This is a genomic window from Mesorhizobium sp. BR1-1-15 (assembly GCF_020165475.1).
In the GTDB taxonomy this organism is placed as follows: domain Bacteria; phylum Pseudomonadota; class Alphaproteobacteria; order Rhizobiales; family Rhizobiaceae; genus Mesorhizobium.
The window spans coordinates 57,174-72,139 of sequence record NZ_JAIUIF010000013.1 but is presented as its reverse complement, the minus strand read 5'-3'; the positions used below and the strand labels follow the sequence as shown (position 1 = coordinate 72,139).

The following is a 14,966-nucleotide window of genomic DNA, read 5'->3' as shown; positions in this document are numbered from 1 at the left end:
ATCGATGTGGGGGTTACATCGACCGAAAGTCTCGATTGAGCGGATGCCTGCCGCCCGGAAACATGAGGACCGACGGGTCCGTGTCGAAGATTTCAGCTTTCGATCAAGCCGCGATGCGGTTTGCCCCGAAGGCTGACCCTTCAACTCCTCCCATCAGACCAATCCCCCTGCTCAGTGCGTCCACCCGCATGATCCCCGCGGGCTTCCGCTGATTTACTTCGCGACCTCGCCAGCCGTGGCGTGGCCGAAAATGCCAGGCAGGCCGCGCGCCACGCCCGTGTCGACGGTAACGGCCGCGCTCATGCCTGTGCGCAGCATCATCTTGGCGTCGGGATCGCTCAGCTCCAGACGGACCGGAATACGCTGGGTGACCTTGACCCAGTTGCCGGTAGCGTTCTGGGCGGGCAGCAGCGAGAAGTCCGCGCCGGTGCCGGCGCCGATGGCCTTGACGGTCGCTTCGAAGGTCCTGCCCGGATAGGTGTCGACCACGATTTCTGCCTTCTGGCCCGGCTTCATATTGGTCAGCTGTGTTTCCTTGAAATTGGCGTCGATCCAGGTATCGCCGGTCTCGACCAGCGAGAACAGCGGCGTGCCGGAGCCGACATACTGGCCGACCTTGAAGGACGCGGCCTGGTAGACGACGCCATCGGCGGGCGCCTTCACGGTGGTCTGCGCTAGGTCGTAGGCAGCCTTGTCGCGCGCGGCGAGCGCCGACATCACGGTCGGATGTTTGTCGGTCTCGATATCGGGATTGCCGCCAAGCGCCGCCTTGGCGCTGACGATGCCCTGTTCGGCGACGGCAAGCTGCTGCTTTGCCTTGTCGAGATCGTTCCTGGCCTCATCGAGCGAAGACTTGGCGTTGATGCCTTTCTGGGCGAGATCGGCGGCACGGTCGTATTGCGACTGGGCATAGGCAACTTCGCTGCTGGCGGATTTCTCCTGCGCCATGGCCTGGCTGTAGGCGGCGCGCAGCTGTTCGACGTTGAGCCGCGCCGCTGCCACCGCCGCGTCGGCCTGCGCAAGTGCGATCCGGTAAGGCTCGGGGTCAATGGCGAAGAGAAGATCGCCTTGCTTCACCCTCTGATTGTCCGAGATGGCGACCTGAACGATGCGGCCCGCCGTATCCGAGGCGATCGATACCTTGGCCTGCTGCAGGTTGGCGTTCTCCGTCTCCTGGTAGCGCCCTCCAGTGACCCAGACATAGCCGCCACCAATGACCAACGCCGCCGGCAGTGCGAACATCAACAAGAAGCGGCCGAGACGGCGCTTCTTCTTTGGCACCGGCGCCGGCTCTGCCGGAGGTGTCATTGTAACAGGGGCCGCGGCCGGCTGCTGCGGCGCTTCCATTTCCACTTTGGCGGCGTTTTCGTCGACCTTGGCTACCGCGTTCATGCTGCTGCGCCTTCCGTATTCTTGACCTTGTCGCAGGACGGTGAATCGCCATCCGCGAGATTCTGTGCCATCGCATCCAATGCCCTGATCAGGACGCGGCGATCGTCCGGCGAAACGCCGGTCAGCGACTCCTCATAGACTTCGCCGGCGAGGCTCTTGACCTCCGCATACGCGGCACTTGCCTTGGGAGTTGGGAAGATCATGCGCACGCGGCGGTCGGCGGCGTCGGAGCGGCGCTCGATCCAGCCGCCCTCCTCCATCCGGTCAACCAGCCGCGAGACGCTGATCGGCTCGATTTCAAGCAGTTCGGCAAGCCGCGCCTGCGAAACGCCCGCTTCCTTGGCGACGCGAACCATCAGGCGCCATTGCGCCGAGGACAGGCCAAGGCCGCTGGCGCGCGCTTCGAAGCGCTTTCGCATCAGCCGCTGCACGTCGTGGATCAAAAATCCCAATCTGTCTACGCCTTCGGAAACCATGAGTGGCATATATAATAAGCGTGCTTATCATTCAAGTCCGGCATTGTTCCAGAAGCCGGCAAACGTGCATGGCAGCCGTGCAGCACAATCATGGCTGCGTCCGATGATTTCGGCCGCCGCGACACCCATTACAAGCGGTTGCGGATCAGCATGGTGACAACGAAGAAGGCGCCGAGCGAGCTGGTGATGATGCCGATCGGCAGTTCCTGCGGCGGCAGCAATGTGCGCGCCAGAAGGTCGCTTGCCAGCAACAGCACCGCCCCGAACAGCGCGCAACTTACGATCAGGCGCAGATGCAGCGCGCCGGCCAGCGGCCGCGACAGATGCGGGATCATGAGGCCGACGAAGCCGATGACGCCGGCGACCGAAACCAGGATCGCGGTCGAAAAAGCGGCGACCAGAAACGTCGTCCGTCGCATTCGCGCCACCGGCACGCCAAGACTTTCGGCGGCATTTTCGCCGGCCAGGAAAGCGTCCAGCCGGCGATGAATCCACAGCCCGTACGCCGCAATCGTGCCGGCCCCAAGCGCACCCAGCCAGATATTGTCCCACCGCGCAAGGCCGAGCCCGCCCATCGTCCAGAACAGCACCGAATGGGCGGCGCGCTGGTCACCGGCAAAGACCAGGTAATTGGTCAATGCGGTGAACATGAAGGAGACCGCAAGTCCGGCGAGGATCAGCCGTTCGGGGCCTTGTCCCCTCACCCGCGCAACCAGCAAAAGCACAACGCAAGCCGCCAGAATACCGCCGGTGAACGCAGCGATCGGTAGCGTCCAGATCCCGAAACTGTCGCCGAAGACGGTGATGACGGAGACAGCGCCGGCGGCGGCTCCCGACGAGAGGCCGAACAGGAACGGATCGGCAAGATCGTTGCGCGTCACCGTCTGTAACAGCGCGCCGACCACGCCCAGGCCGCCGCCGACACAGATGGCCAGGATTATGCGCGGCAATCTGAGGTCGACGACGATCCTGCCGACCGGGCCGGACACGTCATGCCCCTTCAATCCGATCGCATGGCCAAGTGCTGCAACGACGTCGCCCAACGGAATCATCGTCGAGCCATAGGCGATCGACAGCAGCGCGAACGCGGCGATTGCCAACGCCGCCGCCGTCATGGCCAATAGGAATGCCTTGTGCCGCAAAGTCATGTTCCCGGTTAAAATGCTTCCGGATGCATCGCCCTGGCGATCTTGCCGATCGCTTCGATGTTGGCCGGTCCGGGGGTCAGTTCGGCATAGCGAAGCGCCGCGAAGCGTTCGTTCCTGACCGCGTCCGTCTCCTTCATTGCCGGATGCGCTTTCAGGAAATCGAGCAGCTTCCGGTAGCCGCCGCCATCCTGATAGTCGAGCAGGATGAGGAATTGCGGATTGCGCGAGGCCACCGTCTCCCAATCCGTGTTGCCCCAGCTGGTGTCCATGTCGGCCATGATGTTGTCGCCGCCGGCCGCGGAAATCATGGCGTTGGGAATGGCGAACTTGCCTGATGTGAACGGCTTGTCCTCGCCGGAATCATAGAGGAAGACGCGCGTTCCCCTGCGGTCGCCGACCTTGGCCGTGATTTCGGCGAGCTGCGCCTTCCAGCCGGAGACGAGCTTATCCGCTTCGGCCTCCTTGCCGAAGATCTTGCCCAGCTTCTCGACATCGCCATAGAGCAGGTCCATCGAAGCGGCAGGCCGGTTCTTGTCGAGATGGACGCAGCTTTCCGTCAGCACCAGGGTCTTGATGCCGTGTGGCGCCAGCGTATCGGGCGTCACCTCGCCGCCCGGCTTCATGCCGTAATACCAGCCGGCGAAGAAGAAGTCGGGCTCGACAGCGACCAGGTTTTCCAGCGTCGGATATTTGGGCGCCAGTTCGGGGATCGAGCTCTGTTCGGCCTTGAATTCGGGAGTGACCTTGTACCATCCAGTGATGCCGGTCAGGCCGACGATCGACGGCTGCAGCTTCAGTGCGAAGGCCATCTCGGCCATGTTGAGATCGTGAATGACGGCGCGCTTTGGAGGCGCGTCGAAGGTCAGCGGCTTGCCGCAGCTGTCGACCGTCACCGGAAAGGCGAAGGCCGTAGAGCCGAGCAGGGAGAAGGCAAGAGACACGGCAAGGCGTTTCACGGATGTTGCTCCTTGTTGAACAGGATCTGCCGGAAATGGCTTCGATCACGAAGATGGCGCGGCACGGTTCGGAACCTCGAACACCGTCAGCTCGCGGTCCTCCGTCGGGTGGCGCAACCTAAAGACGTCGATACCGAAGATCTCGCGGATCAGCTGCTGGGTGAGTGCTTCGCGTGGCGGCGCCAGCACATGCAACCGGCCATGGCTCATCACCGCGACCCTGGTGGCGAAAGGCGTCACCAGCGCCAGATCGTGCAGCACCGCGATCACGGTCATGCCGAGGCCTGCAACCAGTTCGAGCAACTCGCTGCGCGCCCGCGGGTCGAGATGGTTGGTCGGCTCGTCGAGGAACAGGATCTTCGGCTCCTGTGCGATGGCGCGGGCAAGCTGGGCGCGCTGGCGCTCGCCGCCCGACAGCGAGCCGATGGTGCGGCCAAGCAGCGGCAACAGCCCGGTCCGGCGCAGCGCCTCGACGACAATGTCGCGTTCCTCGCTCCTGTGCCTGCGGCCGGTATGCGGAACCCGGCCGAGCTCGACATAATCGATCACCGCCAGCCGTGGATCCGGTTGATCGGTCTGGCCGACGACGGCGATGTGCAGCGCCCGCTCGGCGGTCGAAATCCTGTCCAGCAGGCGCCCGGTGAGCTTCACTTCTCCCGAACTCGGCCGCAGCATGCCCGACAGCATGCGCAGCAATGTCGTCTTGCCGGCGCCGTTGGGACCGATGATGGCGAGACGGTCGCCCGCCGCCACCGAAAGGCTGACCGGATGCACCAGATGCAGGCCATCCGCCGCCGCGGCCAGGTCGCGGGCCTCGAGAAGCGGCGCGGTCATGGGCAATTCCTTGCAGGGCCTGCCGGAATACGGGCCAGCGTCTTGCTTGCCAATCCTGCCGGACGCTGGCCTGAATTCACCTCGGTGGCGATATCGCGGCAAAGCGTGCACACGATGATGCGATGCATGGGAATGCAGTGAATGCGATCGATGGAGCCGTCCAACTTCCGTCACTTTCAAAAATGGCGACGGAAGGAAGCTGGCTTGAACCGGTCGACAAGACCGAACCCCGCGTCTCCTCCCGGCACACCCCGTCCGGTCAACCCATGCAGATGGCAGGTCTCCTGGCTCGCGGGTCGTTGCGCCATCCTGCCTTCCCAGCCTTGCCGGCCAGTGGCTTCTCGGATTTTGCTCGCCGCTTACAGTTGCGGGGGCAGCCATGGCTTCGACCCGAAAATCGGGCCTCACCATGTTCCCTTTTCACCCCTCGCCTTGCGGCGCGGGGACCATCACGAGTCGCAGCCTAGGATGCAGGCAGCGTCGAGGCAAGGTCGATGCATGTTCTGTTATAACGATACAAACGTGTGGTCAATCACTATCGCGCGCCACCAGTTCCAGCGGCCAGACCTCGCGAATGATCTCTGGCCCTTTCGCGCCGGCGAAAGCCGGGAGCGAGGCGAGCAGGATTTCGCCGAGCCGCCGCCCCATCGGGTCAAGGCTCGGACGAAAGCCGGTCAGCGCCGGCGAGAAATAACGGCAGAGCGGCGTGTCGACGATGACGATCACCGCGACATCCTGCCCGGGCTTGATCCCCATTTCGGCGAGCGCTTTGCAGCCGCCGAGCGCCATCGAGTCGTTGTTGAAGATAATCGCGGTCGGCGGATCCTTCGACCGCATGACTTGCGGTGTCACCGCGTAGCCACCGGCTTCGTTGATAAAACCGTCCACAATCAGGCCGGGATCGACTTCGATGCCGTGCCGCCGCAGCGCCTTGCAATAACCCTCCAGAAACAGATAACCGAAATTCAGGTCAAGCGACGGCCGGATGGCGGCGATGCGGCGGTGGCCACGCGCAACCAGCCGGTCGACCGCATCGGCGCCCGCCTTCTCGAAATCCAGATCCAGAGAGGGATAGCTGTCGTCGCCGGACCGGCTTCGGCCGAGCGTCGCGAAGGGAAAGCCGGCCTTGCTCAGATAGTCGATGCGATCGTCCTCGCGCCGCGTCCAGGCCAGTACGACGGCATCGGCACGACGCGTCTCGACGACGCGGCGCAGCCGCTCCTGTTGATAATCCGCCGGCGCGCCCATGACGATGATCAGGTCCAGCCCGCACTCGGCCAATGTCGCTTGCAGTCCGGTGAGGAACGGAATGAAGAACGGCTCGCCATACTGCTGGTCGCCCGGATGCGGCTGCAGCATGAAAGCCACGGCATGGGTGGTGCCGCGGCGTAGGTTCCTGCCCGAGTGGTTCGGTGAATAATTGAGCTTCCGGGCCGCCTCGAGCACGCGCTGGCGTGTCTCGGCGTTCACGTCGGCGCGCCCGTTAAGCGCGCGCGAGACTGTACCGATCGAAATGTTCAGGTGCCGCGCAAGATCGTGAATGCTGGACGCCAAGACCTCCCCCTCCTGCTTCTGGCTAGCACCAGCCGGTCGTGCGGCCAAGGCGTTTCAGAGCCGACGGTACAAATCCGATTGACAATATATGCCATCGGGTGTGTCATCGTAAACGTTTACGGAAGTCATTTACGGACTGCCGTGGGTGCCAGCCAGGAGGGGTTGGCCGGAGGAGCGCTGGATGATGCACGTCGTCCTGGTCGGGTGCGGAGCCATGAGCAAAACCTGGCTCGAGGCCATCAGCCAATCCCCTGCCGTCAAGATCGTCGGTCTCGTCGACCTCGACGCCGACAGGGCGCGCCAGCGGGCACGCGAATACGACCTCGCCGGGGTCGCGATCGGGACCGATCTCGACGTCGTTCTCTCCCAGACCAGACCCGATGCGGTGTTCGACGTGGTCGTGCCTGCCGCCCGTCGCGCCGTGGCGAATTCGGCCTTTGCCCATGGCTGTCATCTGTTGACGGAAAAGCCGCTGGCCGACAGCCCGGACAATGCGCGCGCCATCATCGACGATGCGCGGCGCGCGCGACGCGTCCATGCCGTGGTGCAGAACCGCCGCTACGTCGCCAACGTCCGGCGCATCCGGCGCTTCCTCGGCTCCGGCGCCATCGGCGCTGCGACCAGCATCCATGCCGATTTTTTCATTGCGCCGCATTTCGGCGGTTTCCGCGAAGGCATGCGCCATGTGCTGCTGCTCGACATGGCGATCCATACATTCGACGCCGCCCGCTACATGGTCGATGGCGAGCCGACCGAAGTGTATTGCCGGGAATGGGAGCCGTCCAATTCCTGGTACCGGCAGGGATCGTCGGCAAGCGCCACCTTCGAGCTCGGCCAGGGCAAGATGTTCACTTACCGCGGCAGCTGGTGCGCCGACGGTTTTCGCACCAGTTGGGAAGGCAGCTGGCGCATCGTCGGCGAACGCGGCAGCCTGACCTGGGATGGGCATGACGAGTTGAAGGCCGAAGCCGTGCTGCCGGAACGCGAAGGCCTGCTCGACAAGGTCGTGCCGGTAGCGGTGCCGCCGCTCGACCCTGCCGACCGCATCGGCGGGCATCTCGGCGTCATGGAAGATTTCGTCCGCGCCGTGGAAACCGGCACCGAGCCGGAGACGCGCGGCGCCGACAATATCAAGAGCCTGGCCATGGTTTTCGCGGCCATCGAAAGCGCCGAGACCGGGCGCCGGATCGAAATCCCCAGGCAGGAAGGATGACCATGGCGGACCCGCTTCTCGACATCAGGATCGGCACCATGGTGCGGGCCAATCTCGAAGATCCGGCCGCCTATATCAGGCAGATCCTGCCGCTCGGTTTCGAGAGCGTCCAGCCCTTCTTCTGGCAGACGCTGGGCGGCAAGGACCTGGGGCGGCTCGCCGGCGAGATCCGCGACGCGATCGGCGATGCCGATGTCAGCGTCAGCTCGATCGGCGTGTTCGGCAATCCACTCGAGAGCGGCGACACCGACCGCGGCGTGCTCAAGGCCTGGGAAACGGCGATCGACAGCGCGCATCTGTTCGGCACCAATCTGGTCAGCGGTTTTACCGGCCGCATCCGCGGCAAGCCGCTGACCGACAGCCTGCCGCGCTACCGCGAAGTCTGGGGCGAATTGGCCAAACGCGCGGCCGACAAGGGCGTGCGCATCGCCTTCGAGAATTGCGCCATGGATGGCAACTGGGCCGCCGGCGACTGGAACATCGCCCATAATCCGGACGCCTGGGAACTGATGTTCAACGAATTGCCGGATGAGAATCTGGGTCTGGAATGGGAGCCCTGCCATCAGTTGGTCTATCTGATCGACCCGATCCCGCAGATCCGCAAATGGGCGCATCGCATCTTCCATGTCCACGGCAAGGACGCGACGGTGCGCTGGGATGTCATACGCGAGCACGGCGTCTTCGGCCGCCTGCCCTTCGTGCAGATGCGCACGCCCGGCTTCGGCGACAGCGACTGGACGCGGGTGATCAGCGAATTGCGGCTGGCCGGATACAAGGGCGCCATCGACATCGAAGGTTGGCACGACCCGGTCTATCGCGACGATCTTGAAATGACAGGCCAGGTCCGCGCGCTGGAATACCTCCAGCAATGCAGGGGAGGCCTGAGCTACCTGCCGAACCCGACGTGAGGATTGGCCGGCGGGAGGAGCCGGACGGGATTGCCGAAGCAGATGTCGAAACCCTCGCTCGCGAGGACAAAAGGGAGGAACGTGCATGAGCATCGCCAAGAGAACGACACTTCTGCGCACGACCGTGGTGGCGACCGCCACGGCGCTCGCCGCCGCCATCTCCACCTTGCCGGCACAGGCGCTCGACGCGCAATGGTGCAAGGACGTCCACATCCGTTTCTTCGTCGGCGGCGCCGAGGGCGACGCTTTCGGCACCATTGTCTACAATGGCGCCAAGCAGGCTGCGGCCGATCTCGGACCGAAAGTGGATTACATCTTCTCAGGCTGGGACATCGAAAAAATGGTCCAGCAGCTGCGCGAGGCGGTCGCCGTCAAGCCCAACGGTATTGCCATGATGGGCCACCCCGGCGACGCCGCCATCATGCCGCTGGCCGAACAAGCGCATAAGGACGGCATCAAGATGATGTACCAGAACGTGCCGGTGCCGACGGTGGTGACGGCCTTCGGCGGCGGCTATGTCGGCGCGCAGCAGGAACAGCAGGGCCGCGCGCTCGGCGCGGAAGCCTTCAAGCTGGCCAAGCTCAAGGCCGGTGACAAGGCAATCATGATCGGCCCGTTCGAGAATGAGAGCCGCGGCGCCCGCGAGCGAGGAACCGTCTCCGCCTTGAAAGAGGCCGGCATCGATGTCGTTCAAATCAATTCCGCAACCGAATGGGCGGCCGATCCGAATCTGGCGATCCCGGTGATCACCGCCGCCTTGCTCAACAACCCCGGCGTAAAGGCCGTCGGCTACCCCGGCGGACAGATGCTCGGCAACGTCCAGACCTATATGACGGCGGCGGGCCGGAAGCCGGGCGACATCTTCAATTTCGGCTTCGACACCAGCCCGCAGATCGTCGAGGCCTTCAAGGGCGGCTGGGTGCAGCTGACCGCCGATCAGCAGCCGTTCATGCAGGGCTATCTGCCGATCCTCAGCCTCTGCCAGCAAGTGGTGCTGGGGCTGGCACCGATGAATGTCGATACCGGCGCCGGCTTCGTCACGCCTGAGAATTACAAGATCGTCGCCGAACTGGCCAAGCAGGCACTGCGCTGACCTCCCAAGCCGCCGGCCGGGGGCTCAGGCCCGGCCGGCGGGACCGCCGGCGAGGCCCGGCATGCGACAAGCAAGCGAGGACCCGATGGCCGAACGCATCATCGAACTGCGCGACATCACGAAATCCTACGGCCAGGTTTACGCGCTTGGCGGGGTCAATCTCAGCGTCGACCGCGGCGAGGTGGTCGGACTGATCGGCGACAATGGCGCCGGCAAGTCGACGCTGATCAAGATCCTCGCCGGCGCGGTCAAGCCGACCAACGGCGAGATCCTCGTTCGCGGCAAGCCGGTCACCGGCTGGAACGCGGCACGCTCGCGCGACGCCGGCATCGAGACCGTGTTCCAGGACCGGGCGCTGGCCGTGCAGCAGACCATCGTGCGCAATATCTTCATGGGACGCGAACTCACCGGCTTCCTCGGCTGGCTGAAGGTCGGCACCGAAATCAGGGAGGCGAGCCGGCTTATGCGCGAGATCGGCTTCACTTCGAAAGTGTTCACGCCGCAGTCCGTCGTCGGCCAGCTTTCCGGCGGCGAGCGCCAGGGCGTGGCGATCGCGCGCGCCATCTACAAGCAGGCCGACCTGATCATCCTCGACGAGCCGACAACGGCTCTGTCGCTGACCGAAACCGCCAAGGTCTTCCACTTCGTGCGCCAGGTGCGGGCGAGCGGGCGCTCGATCCTGTTCATCGGCCACAACATCCACCATGTCTTCGACATCGCCGACCGTTTCGTCGTGCTCGATCGTGGCACTGTGGCGCTGCAGGCCGACAAGCGCGACATCAAGTCGGCCGACACGCTCGTCAATTTCATGGAAGACCTCGCGCATCCCGGCGGACTGCCCGGCTTGGGCGAAGCCCAGCGCGCGGAGGACACAAGGCCATGAGCAACATCGCCGAGCCCAATCGCCAGGCTCCCTCGCCCCATACCGAAATGGGCGAAGCGGCGTGGAAGCACCCGTCGGATCATTTGCTGCGCGGCTTCGTTCTCGACAATCGCGCGGCGCTGGGCACGCTCGGCGTTTTCGTGGTGATGATGGTCGCCTTCACCATCGCCAATCCGACGGTGTTCACCACCTGGTTCCTCTACAGCTCGGTGCTGACCACGCTGCCGGTGGCGCTGTTCGTGGTCGTGCCGCTGGTCTTTGTCGTTACCGCCGGCGAAATCGACCTGTCGTTTCCGGCGACGATGGGTTTTGCCTCCTGGGTTTTCGCGCTGGTCGTTCAGGCCGGCTACGATCCCTTCCTCGGCATCGTCGCAGCACTCGCCACCGGCATGCTGCTCGGCTTCCTGGTCGGCGTGCTGGTCGTCTATGGCAGCCTGTCGTCGCTGATCGCCACGCTCGGCATGAACTTCCTGCTGCGCGGGCTGATCCAGATCATCAACGAAGGCAAGTCGACCGCGCTGCCGACGCTCGGGCAAAGCTGGACCTATACGATCTTCTCCAGCCAGGTTTACGGGATTCCGGTACAGATCCTGTGGGCGCTCGCCTTCGTCGTGTTCGCCGCGCTGCTCTACAACCGCCACCGCTTCGGCGCGCAGGTGAAGGTGGTCGGCGACAATCCCGACAGCGCCCAGCAGATGGGCATCGACGTCAAGCGGGTGAAGGTCAAGGTGTTCGTCTTCGTCGGTATCGGGGCCGCGATCGGCGGCACCTTCTCGACGATGATCAACTTCACCTGGTGGCCAACCGCCGGCGACGGCTATCTGTTGCCGGTGCTGGCTTCGGTGTTCGTCGGCGGCACGCCGACCTGGGGCGGCATCGGTACCGTGTTTGGCGGCGCCATCGGCGCGCTGACGGTGGCGTTCATCCAGACCGGCGTCGTCGCCGCCGGCCTCAGCGGCTTCTATGTGCAGTTCTTCAACGGGCTGATCATCATCCTGTCGCTGCTCGGCCACCGCTGGAACCAGGCGCGCTACCGCTGAAACGCTACCCAAGGCCGGCCGTTCGGCGCGACCGTCCGAGCTCAATCCGGTAGCGACAACGGCGGCCGCGCGGACGAGAACGCAGGGCCGGGGTCGTCGATTTACGTCACGCGCAATATCGATCAAACTGATGAAATGCGACGCTTTGGTGCACCCAGTGCACTTTCGCTTGATTTAGTGCACCCTCTGCATTAAGTTTGGCGCGCTGGAACAGCCACATGCCCACTTTGAAGGTTCTCGACGGCATCAAGATTCAGGTCTTTGCGGATGACCATAACCCGCCTCACTTTCACGCGTTGAAGGGTAAGTATGAAGTCCTGATCAGGATTGGCTCATGGAACGTGTTGCGTGGCCAAATGCGTCGCAAAGACCTCGATGCCGTAATCGCTTGGGCTAACTCGCATGAAGAGGAGTTGCGCAATGAATGGACCCGCCTCAATGGTTGACGATATCGTAACAGTCGGCAATCCGCTCCCCAGGATCGCCTCGGTCACCATGATTGATGGCCGCCGCGTGCGCATCACCTGGCGAGACGGCCGCTCCAATACGGTTGACCTGAATCCAGTGTTGAATAGCCATCGACACTTCATTCCGCTTCGCGACGATGACGAGCTGTTTGGAACCATGCGGGTTAACGAAGACGGCAATGCAATCGAGTGGGACGGGGGAATCGAGTTGTCAGCCGAATGGATCGATACCCTGCCCTCAATTGGTATGGAGAACCGGGAATTCCGCCATATCATGGACGATCTGCTGAAATTCTCGCTTGAGGGGATGGCGCTCCAGTTGGAAATCTCCAGGCGCCAAATTGCCAACTATAGAGGATCGACACCGATCCCCAATTCAATCGCGTTGGCTACTCGATATCTCGCCGAGAAGGCCGGTCAACGATGACCCCGTCTGGAGGCGGATAGGCTCGCTGACTGTTCCAAGCATGCGGCTGCTGGCCGCCGGCGCATCGTGGCTTTGGGTTGACGGCCGGTCTGTTGCATCGAAGCGTCTGGTTTGACCTCATCGTAACGAGGCACCATGCCTACCCCATCGGCAGCGCGGGCCAGCGGTCCACGAGCCTGTCGCCCGAAAAGACCGCGATCGATCCGAACTGCTGCAGCACCGCCTCGCTTTGCGTCGGACGCAGGAAGGCGTAGTCGCCTGACCTGGTGGTGGCATCGCCGGGCAGGCCCATGAACTGCTGGTTCGAGGAAAGGCCAAGCAGGCCATTGGTCTCCATGCCTTCGGGAAACACCGGTTCGGCCATCCATTTGCCGCCATAGAGATAGCAACCCTTGCGCGGAAACCGGCCGACCGTCTGCAGCAGGCGGGTGACCGCCGGCGGGCCTGGCAGCATCGGCTCGACCACCTTGAGGATAGGCGTGGCGATGAAGGCCGCGGGCTGGAAGCCGTCGAGGCCGGGCGTGTCGAAATCCCCGGGCAGCACGAAGGCCGACCCGATCGACACTTCGTTGGCCATGCCGCCATGGTGAAGCAGTGCCGTCTTCGAGCCGCCGATGTTCAGTATTCGGCGCTGGTCCTCGCCGAGAGCCGCGATGAACGCCGCGGCCCGCTGCGACGCCTCTGCCAGCGCCTTTTTGGGACCGCCGAACAGACCGGGAATGTGCGGCGCGTGCGCCTCGTAGGCCATGACGCCTTCGCAGCGCAGCCGGGCGGGCAGCGCGTTCAATGCCTTCGACAGCGCGCGCGGTTCCGGGAACCCGCCCCGATGCAGCCCGACATCGATCTCGAAAGCGATGCGCAACCCGATGTCCAGTTCGGCGGCCAGAGCGCCGTATTCCGCCAGTCTCTCCTCGCTGTCGATCAGCCAGCAGATACGCGACCAGTCGGCGGTACTGCTTGAAATCGCCTGCTTTGCCGCGCCGACCGGCATCGGCTTGCCGTAGAGCATGTCGGCATCGGGAAAAGCGTCGAGCACCGCGCTTGTGATCGGCGGATGAAACGTCATGAAGCGATGGGTGCCGAGCGCCCCGGCGATGTGCGAAAGCAGCGGCAGGCAAGCAAGCGACTTGTCGACCAGCCGCACGGCAAGGCCGGGCGCCAGTCTCTGCTTCACCAGGTCGATGTTGCGGTCCAGCCGGTCGCGGTCGAGCACGAGACAAGGCTGAAAGACGCCGGCCGCCCTCAACGCATCCGACAGCGCGGTGAAATAGCCGCTCATTGGCCGATGCCGAACAGGCCGGCCATGTAGGGCGAGACGAAACGGTTCTCGGGATCGATGTCTCCCCGAACGGCCATGGCATCATCCCAGCGCGGATAGAGCTTTTTGAGATCCGCCGCCTTTAGGCTGTGCATCTTGCCCCAATGCGGCCGGCCGCCATGCCTGCGGAAGATCGGCTCGGCCGCCCGCATGAAGGGCTCAGGGTCGTTGGCGGCATCGTGATGAATGGCGATCGAGCAGGTCAGACGCTTGTAGAAGGGCGAAAGCCAGAACATGTCGGGTGCCACCGAGCGCACCTCCATCGGAAAATAGACTTCCGGAAAGTGCTTCTCGGTCAGCTCGATGATCTGCGTGATCACCTTCGGCCCCTCCTCGAAAGGCAGATGATACTCCATCTCGTTGAACTTGGTCTGGCGGTCGCTGGCATAGACGTTGAGCCAGTCCTGCACATAATCCTCGGCCGGCACCTTCTTCACGGCGCCGCGGATCAAAGAGCGGCGCAGCCACGGCAGCCGGCGCAGCCCCCGGCTCAGCTTGCGTAGCGTCGCCAGGCCAGCCTCGTCGTCGTCGGTCGGCCTGGTGGTCGGGTTCGCGTCGCTGAGGTCGCTGGCGATGAACTGCGCGTAGCCGGAAAACGGAATGTAGTAGAATTCGGCCGACCGGTGCGCGGCCATCATCATCTCGAAATCGCGCAGCATGTCGGCGATCGGCAGCACCCATTTGCGGCGGCGCAGCCGGTGGGTCGCGATGTTGTTCAGCGTGACTTCGGTCAAGATGCCGAAGGAGCCGAGCGCAACGCCCATCGCCTGGATCATGTCCTGGTCGCGGGTCCGATCGAATTCGCGCAACTCGCCCCGTCCGTCCACGATCTGCACCGTCTCCAACTGGGTGTGATAAGCACCCAGCGTCGGCCCGGAACCATGGGTGGCGGTGCCCAGCGCGCCGCCGATCGCCTGGCGGTCGATGTCGCCCATGTTGGGAAGCCCCTGGCCGATGCCCTGCAGCATGTGCATCAGCGGGCCGAGCCGGGTCCCTGCCCGCACCCGCGCGCGATGGCTTTGTACATCGTGCGAGACCAGCCCCTCGATCTTCTCTAGGGAAACGATCGAGCCTTGCGATGCCACCAGCGGCGTGAAGGAGTGGCCAGCACCCGCCACGCGCAGCGGCCCAGGTCCCGTGCGCACCAGATCGGCAAGCTCGCCGGCGTCGGTTGGAGTGGCGACCAGCTTCGGCTCGGCGCGCACGAAGCCCGACCAGTTGCTCCAGTTCCGCGCGGTGATCGTCGACATCTAGCCG

General features: G+C 64.0%; 15 protein-coding genes and 1 riboswitch. Of the genes, 7 read left to right on the top strand and 8 right to left on the bottom strand.

The window, feature by feature from the left end; all coding sequences use genetic code 11:
- Positions 1-213: 213 nt before the first annotated feature.
- From LB541_RS21095 to LB541_RS21070, 6 genes are all read right to left on the bottom strand, one after another.
- Complete coding sequence (locus LB541_RS21095) at positions 214-1,392, bottom strand: HlyD family secretion protein (RefSeq protein ID WP_140565119.1); 1,179 nt, start codon at positions 1,390-1,392, stop codon at positions 214-216.
- The gene (locus LB541_RS21090; RefSeq protein WP_140495025.1) at positions 1,389-1,868 is read right to left on the bottom strand and encodes a MarR family winged helix-turn-helix transcriptional regulator; all 480 of its coding nucleotides are present in this window, start codon (positions 1,866-1,868) and stop codon (positions 1,389-1,391) included. Before LB541_RS21090 ends, LB541_RS21095 begins: the two co-directional genes overlap by 4 nt.
- A gap of 128 nt (positions 1,869-1,996) precedes the next feature.
- A complete protein-coding gene (locus LB541_RS21085; RefSeq protein ID WP_224619505.1) occupies positions 1,997-3,016 on the bottom strand; it encodes a FecCD family ABC transporter permease in 1,020 nt (339 codons plus the stop codon).
- Between the two features lie 8 nt (positions 3,017-3,024).
- The gene (locus LB541_RS21080; protein WP_224619504.1) at positions 3,025-3,972 is read right to left on the bottom strand and encodes an ABC transporter substrate-binding protein; all 948 of its coding nucleotides are present in this window, start codon (positions 3,970-3,972) and stop codon (positions 3,025-3,027) included.
- 45 nt (positions 3,973-4,017) lie between these two features.
- Complete coding sequence (locus LB541_RS21075) at positions 4,018-4,806, bottom strand: ABC transporter ATP-binding protein (RefSeq protein WP_140880471.1); 789 nt, start codon at positions 4,804-4,806, stop codon at positions 4,018-4,020.
- Positions 4,807-5,062: 256 nt separating this feature from the next.
- Positions 5,063-5,272, bottom strand: a riboswitch (cobalamin riboswitch).
- A gap of 62 nt (positions 5,273-5,334) precedes the next feature.
- Complete coding sequence (locus LB541_RS21070; RefSeq protein ID WP_140494255.1) at positions 5,335-6,360, bottom strand: LacI family DNA-binding transcriptional regulator; 1,026 nt, start codon at positions 6,358-6,360, stop codon at positions 5,335-5,337.
- A 181-nt stretch (positions 6,361-6,541) separates the two neighbouring features.
- Between LB541_RS21070 and LB541_RS21065 the strand changes: the two genes are divergently transcribed.
- The 7 genes from LB541_RS21065 to LB541_RS21035 all read left to right on the top strand — a co-directional run bounded on the left by LB541_RS21065 (position 6,542) and on the right by LB541_RS21035 (position 12,391).
- Positions 6,542-7,573 (top strand): Gfo/Idh/MocA family protein, encoded by a 1,032-nt coding sequence (locus LB541_RS21065; protein WP_140521639.1) that lies wholly within the window; start codon positions 6,542-6,544, stop codon positions 7,571-7,573.
- A 2-nt stretch (positions 7,574-7,575) separates the two neighbouring features.
- Positions 7,576-8,481: a sugar phosphate isomerase/epimerase family protein gene (locus LB541_RS21060; RefSeq protein WP_224619503.1), complete on the top strand. Its 906-nt coding sequence runs from the start codon at positions 7,576-7,578 to the stop codon at positions 8,479-8,481.
- Between the two features lie 85 nt (positions 8,482-8,566).
- The gene (locus LB541_RS21055; RefSeq protein WP_140565111.1) at positions 8,567-9,574 is read left to right on the top strand and encodes a substrate-binding domain-containing protein; all 1,008 of its coding nucleotides are present in this window, start codon (positions 8,567-8,569) and stop codon (positions 9,572-9,574) included.
- 85 nt (positions 9,575-9,659) lie between these two features.
- A complete protein-coding gene (locus LB541_RS21050; protein WP_140560600.1) occupies positions 9,660-10,457 on the top strand; it encodes an ATP-binding cassette domain-containing protein in 798 nt (265 codons plus the stop codon).
- A complete protein-coding gene (locus tag LB541_RS21045; protein WP_140565109.1) occupies positions 10,454-11,497 on the top strand; it encodes an ABC transporter permease in 1,044 nt (347 codons plus the stop codon). The genes LB541_RS21050 and LB541_RS21045 overlap by 4 nt, the downstream gene beginning before the upstream one ends.
- A 218-nt stretch (positions 11,498-11,715) precedes the next feature.
- The gene (locus LB541_RS21040; RefSeq protein WP_140728229.1) at positions 11,716-11,943 is read left to right on the top strand and encodes a DUF4160 domain-containing protein; all 228 of its coding nucleotides are present in this window, start codon (positions 11,716-11,718) and stop codon (positions 11,941-11,943) included.
- Complete coding sequence (locus LB541_RS21035) at positions 11,936-12,391, top strand: DUF2442 domain-containing protein (protein WP_181165127.1); 456 nt, start codon at positions 11,936-11,938, stop codon at positions 12,389-12,391. Before LB541_RS21040 ends, LB541_RS21035 begins: the two co-directional genes overlap by 8 nt.
- Positions 12,392-12,530: 139 nt before the next feature.
- Here LB541_RS21035 and LB541_RS21030 read toward each other — a convergent pair whose 3' ends face one another.
- Together LB541_RS21030 and LB541_RS21025 are read right to left on the bottom strand one after the other, a co-directional pair.
- On the bottom strand, positions 12,531-13,670 hold the full coding sequence (locus LB541_RS21030; RefSeq protein ID WP_224619502.1) for a DSD1 family PLP-dependent enzyme: 1,140 nt from the start codon (positions 13,668-13,670) through the stop codon (positions 12,531-12,533).
- Positions 13,667-14,959 carry a D-arabinono-1,4-lactone oxidase gene (locus LB541_RS21025; protein ID WP_224619500.1) on the bottom strand — a complete coding sequence of 431 codons (1,293 nt, stop codon included), beginning with the start codon at positions 14,957-14,959 and terminating at the stop codon, positions 13,667-13,669. The genes LB541_RS21030 and LB541_RS21025 overlap by 4 nt, the downstream gene beginning before the upstream one ends.
- Between the last annotated feature and the right edge of the window lie 7 nt (positions 14,960-14,966).

Coding starts and splice junctions, on each gene's coding strand:
- LB541_RS21095 (WP_140565119.1), bottom strand. CDS start 1,392: ATGAACGCGGTAGCCAAGGTCGACGAAAACGCCGCCAAAGTGGAAATG.
- LB541_RS21090 (WP_140495025.1), bottom strand. CDS start 1,868: ATGGTTTCCGAAGGCGTAGACAGATTGGGATTTTTGATCCACGACGTG.
- LB541_RS21085 (WP_224619505.1), bottom strand. CDS start 3,016: ATGACTTTGCGGCACAAGGCATTCCTATTGGCCATGACGGCGGCGGCG.
- LB541_RS21075 (WP_140880471.1), bottom strand. CDS start 4,806: ATGACCGCGCCGCTTCTCGAGGCCCGCGACCTGGCCGCGGCGGCGGAT.
- LB541_RS21065 (WP_140521639.1), top strand. CDS start 6,542: ATGATGCACGTCGTCCTGGTCGGGTGCGGAGCCATGAGCAAAACCTGG.
- LB541_RS21060 (WP_224619503.1), top strand. CDS start 7,576: ATGGCGGACCCGCTTCTCGACATCAGGATCGGCACCATGGTGCGGGCC.
- LB541_RS21055 (WP_140565111.1), top strand. CDS start 8,567: ATGAGCATCGCCAAGAGAACGACACTTCTGCGCACGACCGTGGTGGCG.
- LB541_RS21050 (WP_140560600.1), top strand. CDS start 9,660: ATGGCCGAACGCATCATCGAACTGCGCGACATCACGAAATCCTACGGC.
- LB541_RS21045 (WP_140565109.1), top strand. CDS start 10,454: ATGAGCAACATCGCCGAGCCCAATCGCCAGGCTCCCTCGCCCCATACC.
- LB541_RS21040 (WP_140728229.1), top strand. CDS start 11,716: ATGCCCACTTTGAAGGTTCTCGACGGCATCAAGATTCAGGTCTTTGCG.
- LB541_RS21035 (WP_181165127.1), top strand. CDS start 11,936: ATGGTTGACGATATCGTAACAGTCGGCAATCCGCTCCCCAGGATCGCC.
- LB541_RS21030 (WP_224619502.1), bottom strand. CDS start 13,670: ATGAGCGGCTATTTCACCGCGCTGTCGGATGCGTTGAGGGCGGCCGGC.
- LB541_RS21025 (WP_224619500.1), bottom strand. CDS start 14,959: ATGTCGACGATCACCGCGCGGAACTGGAGCAACTGGTCGGGCTTCGTG.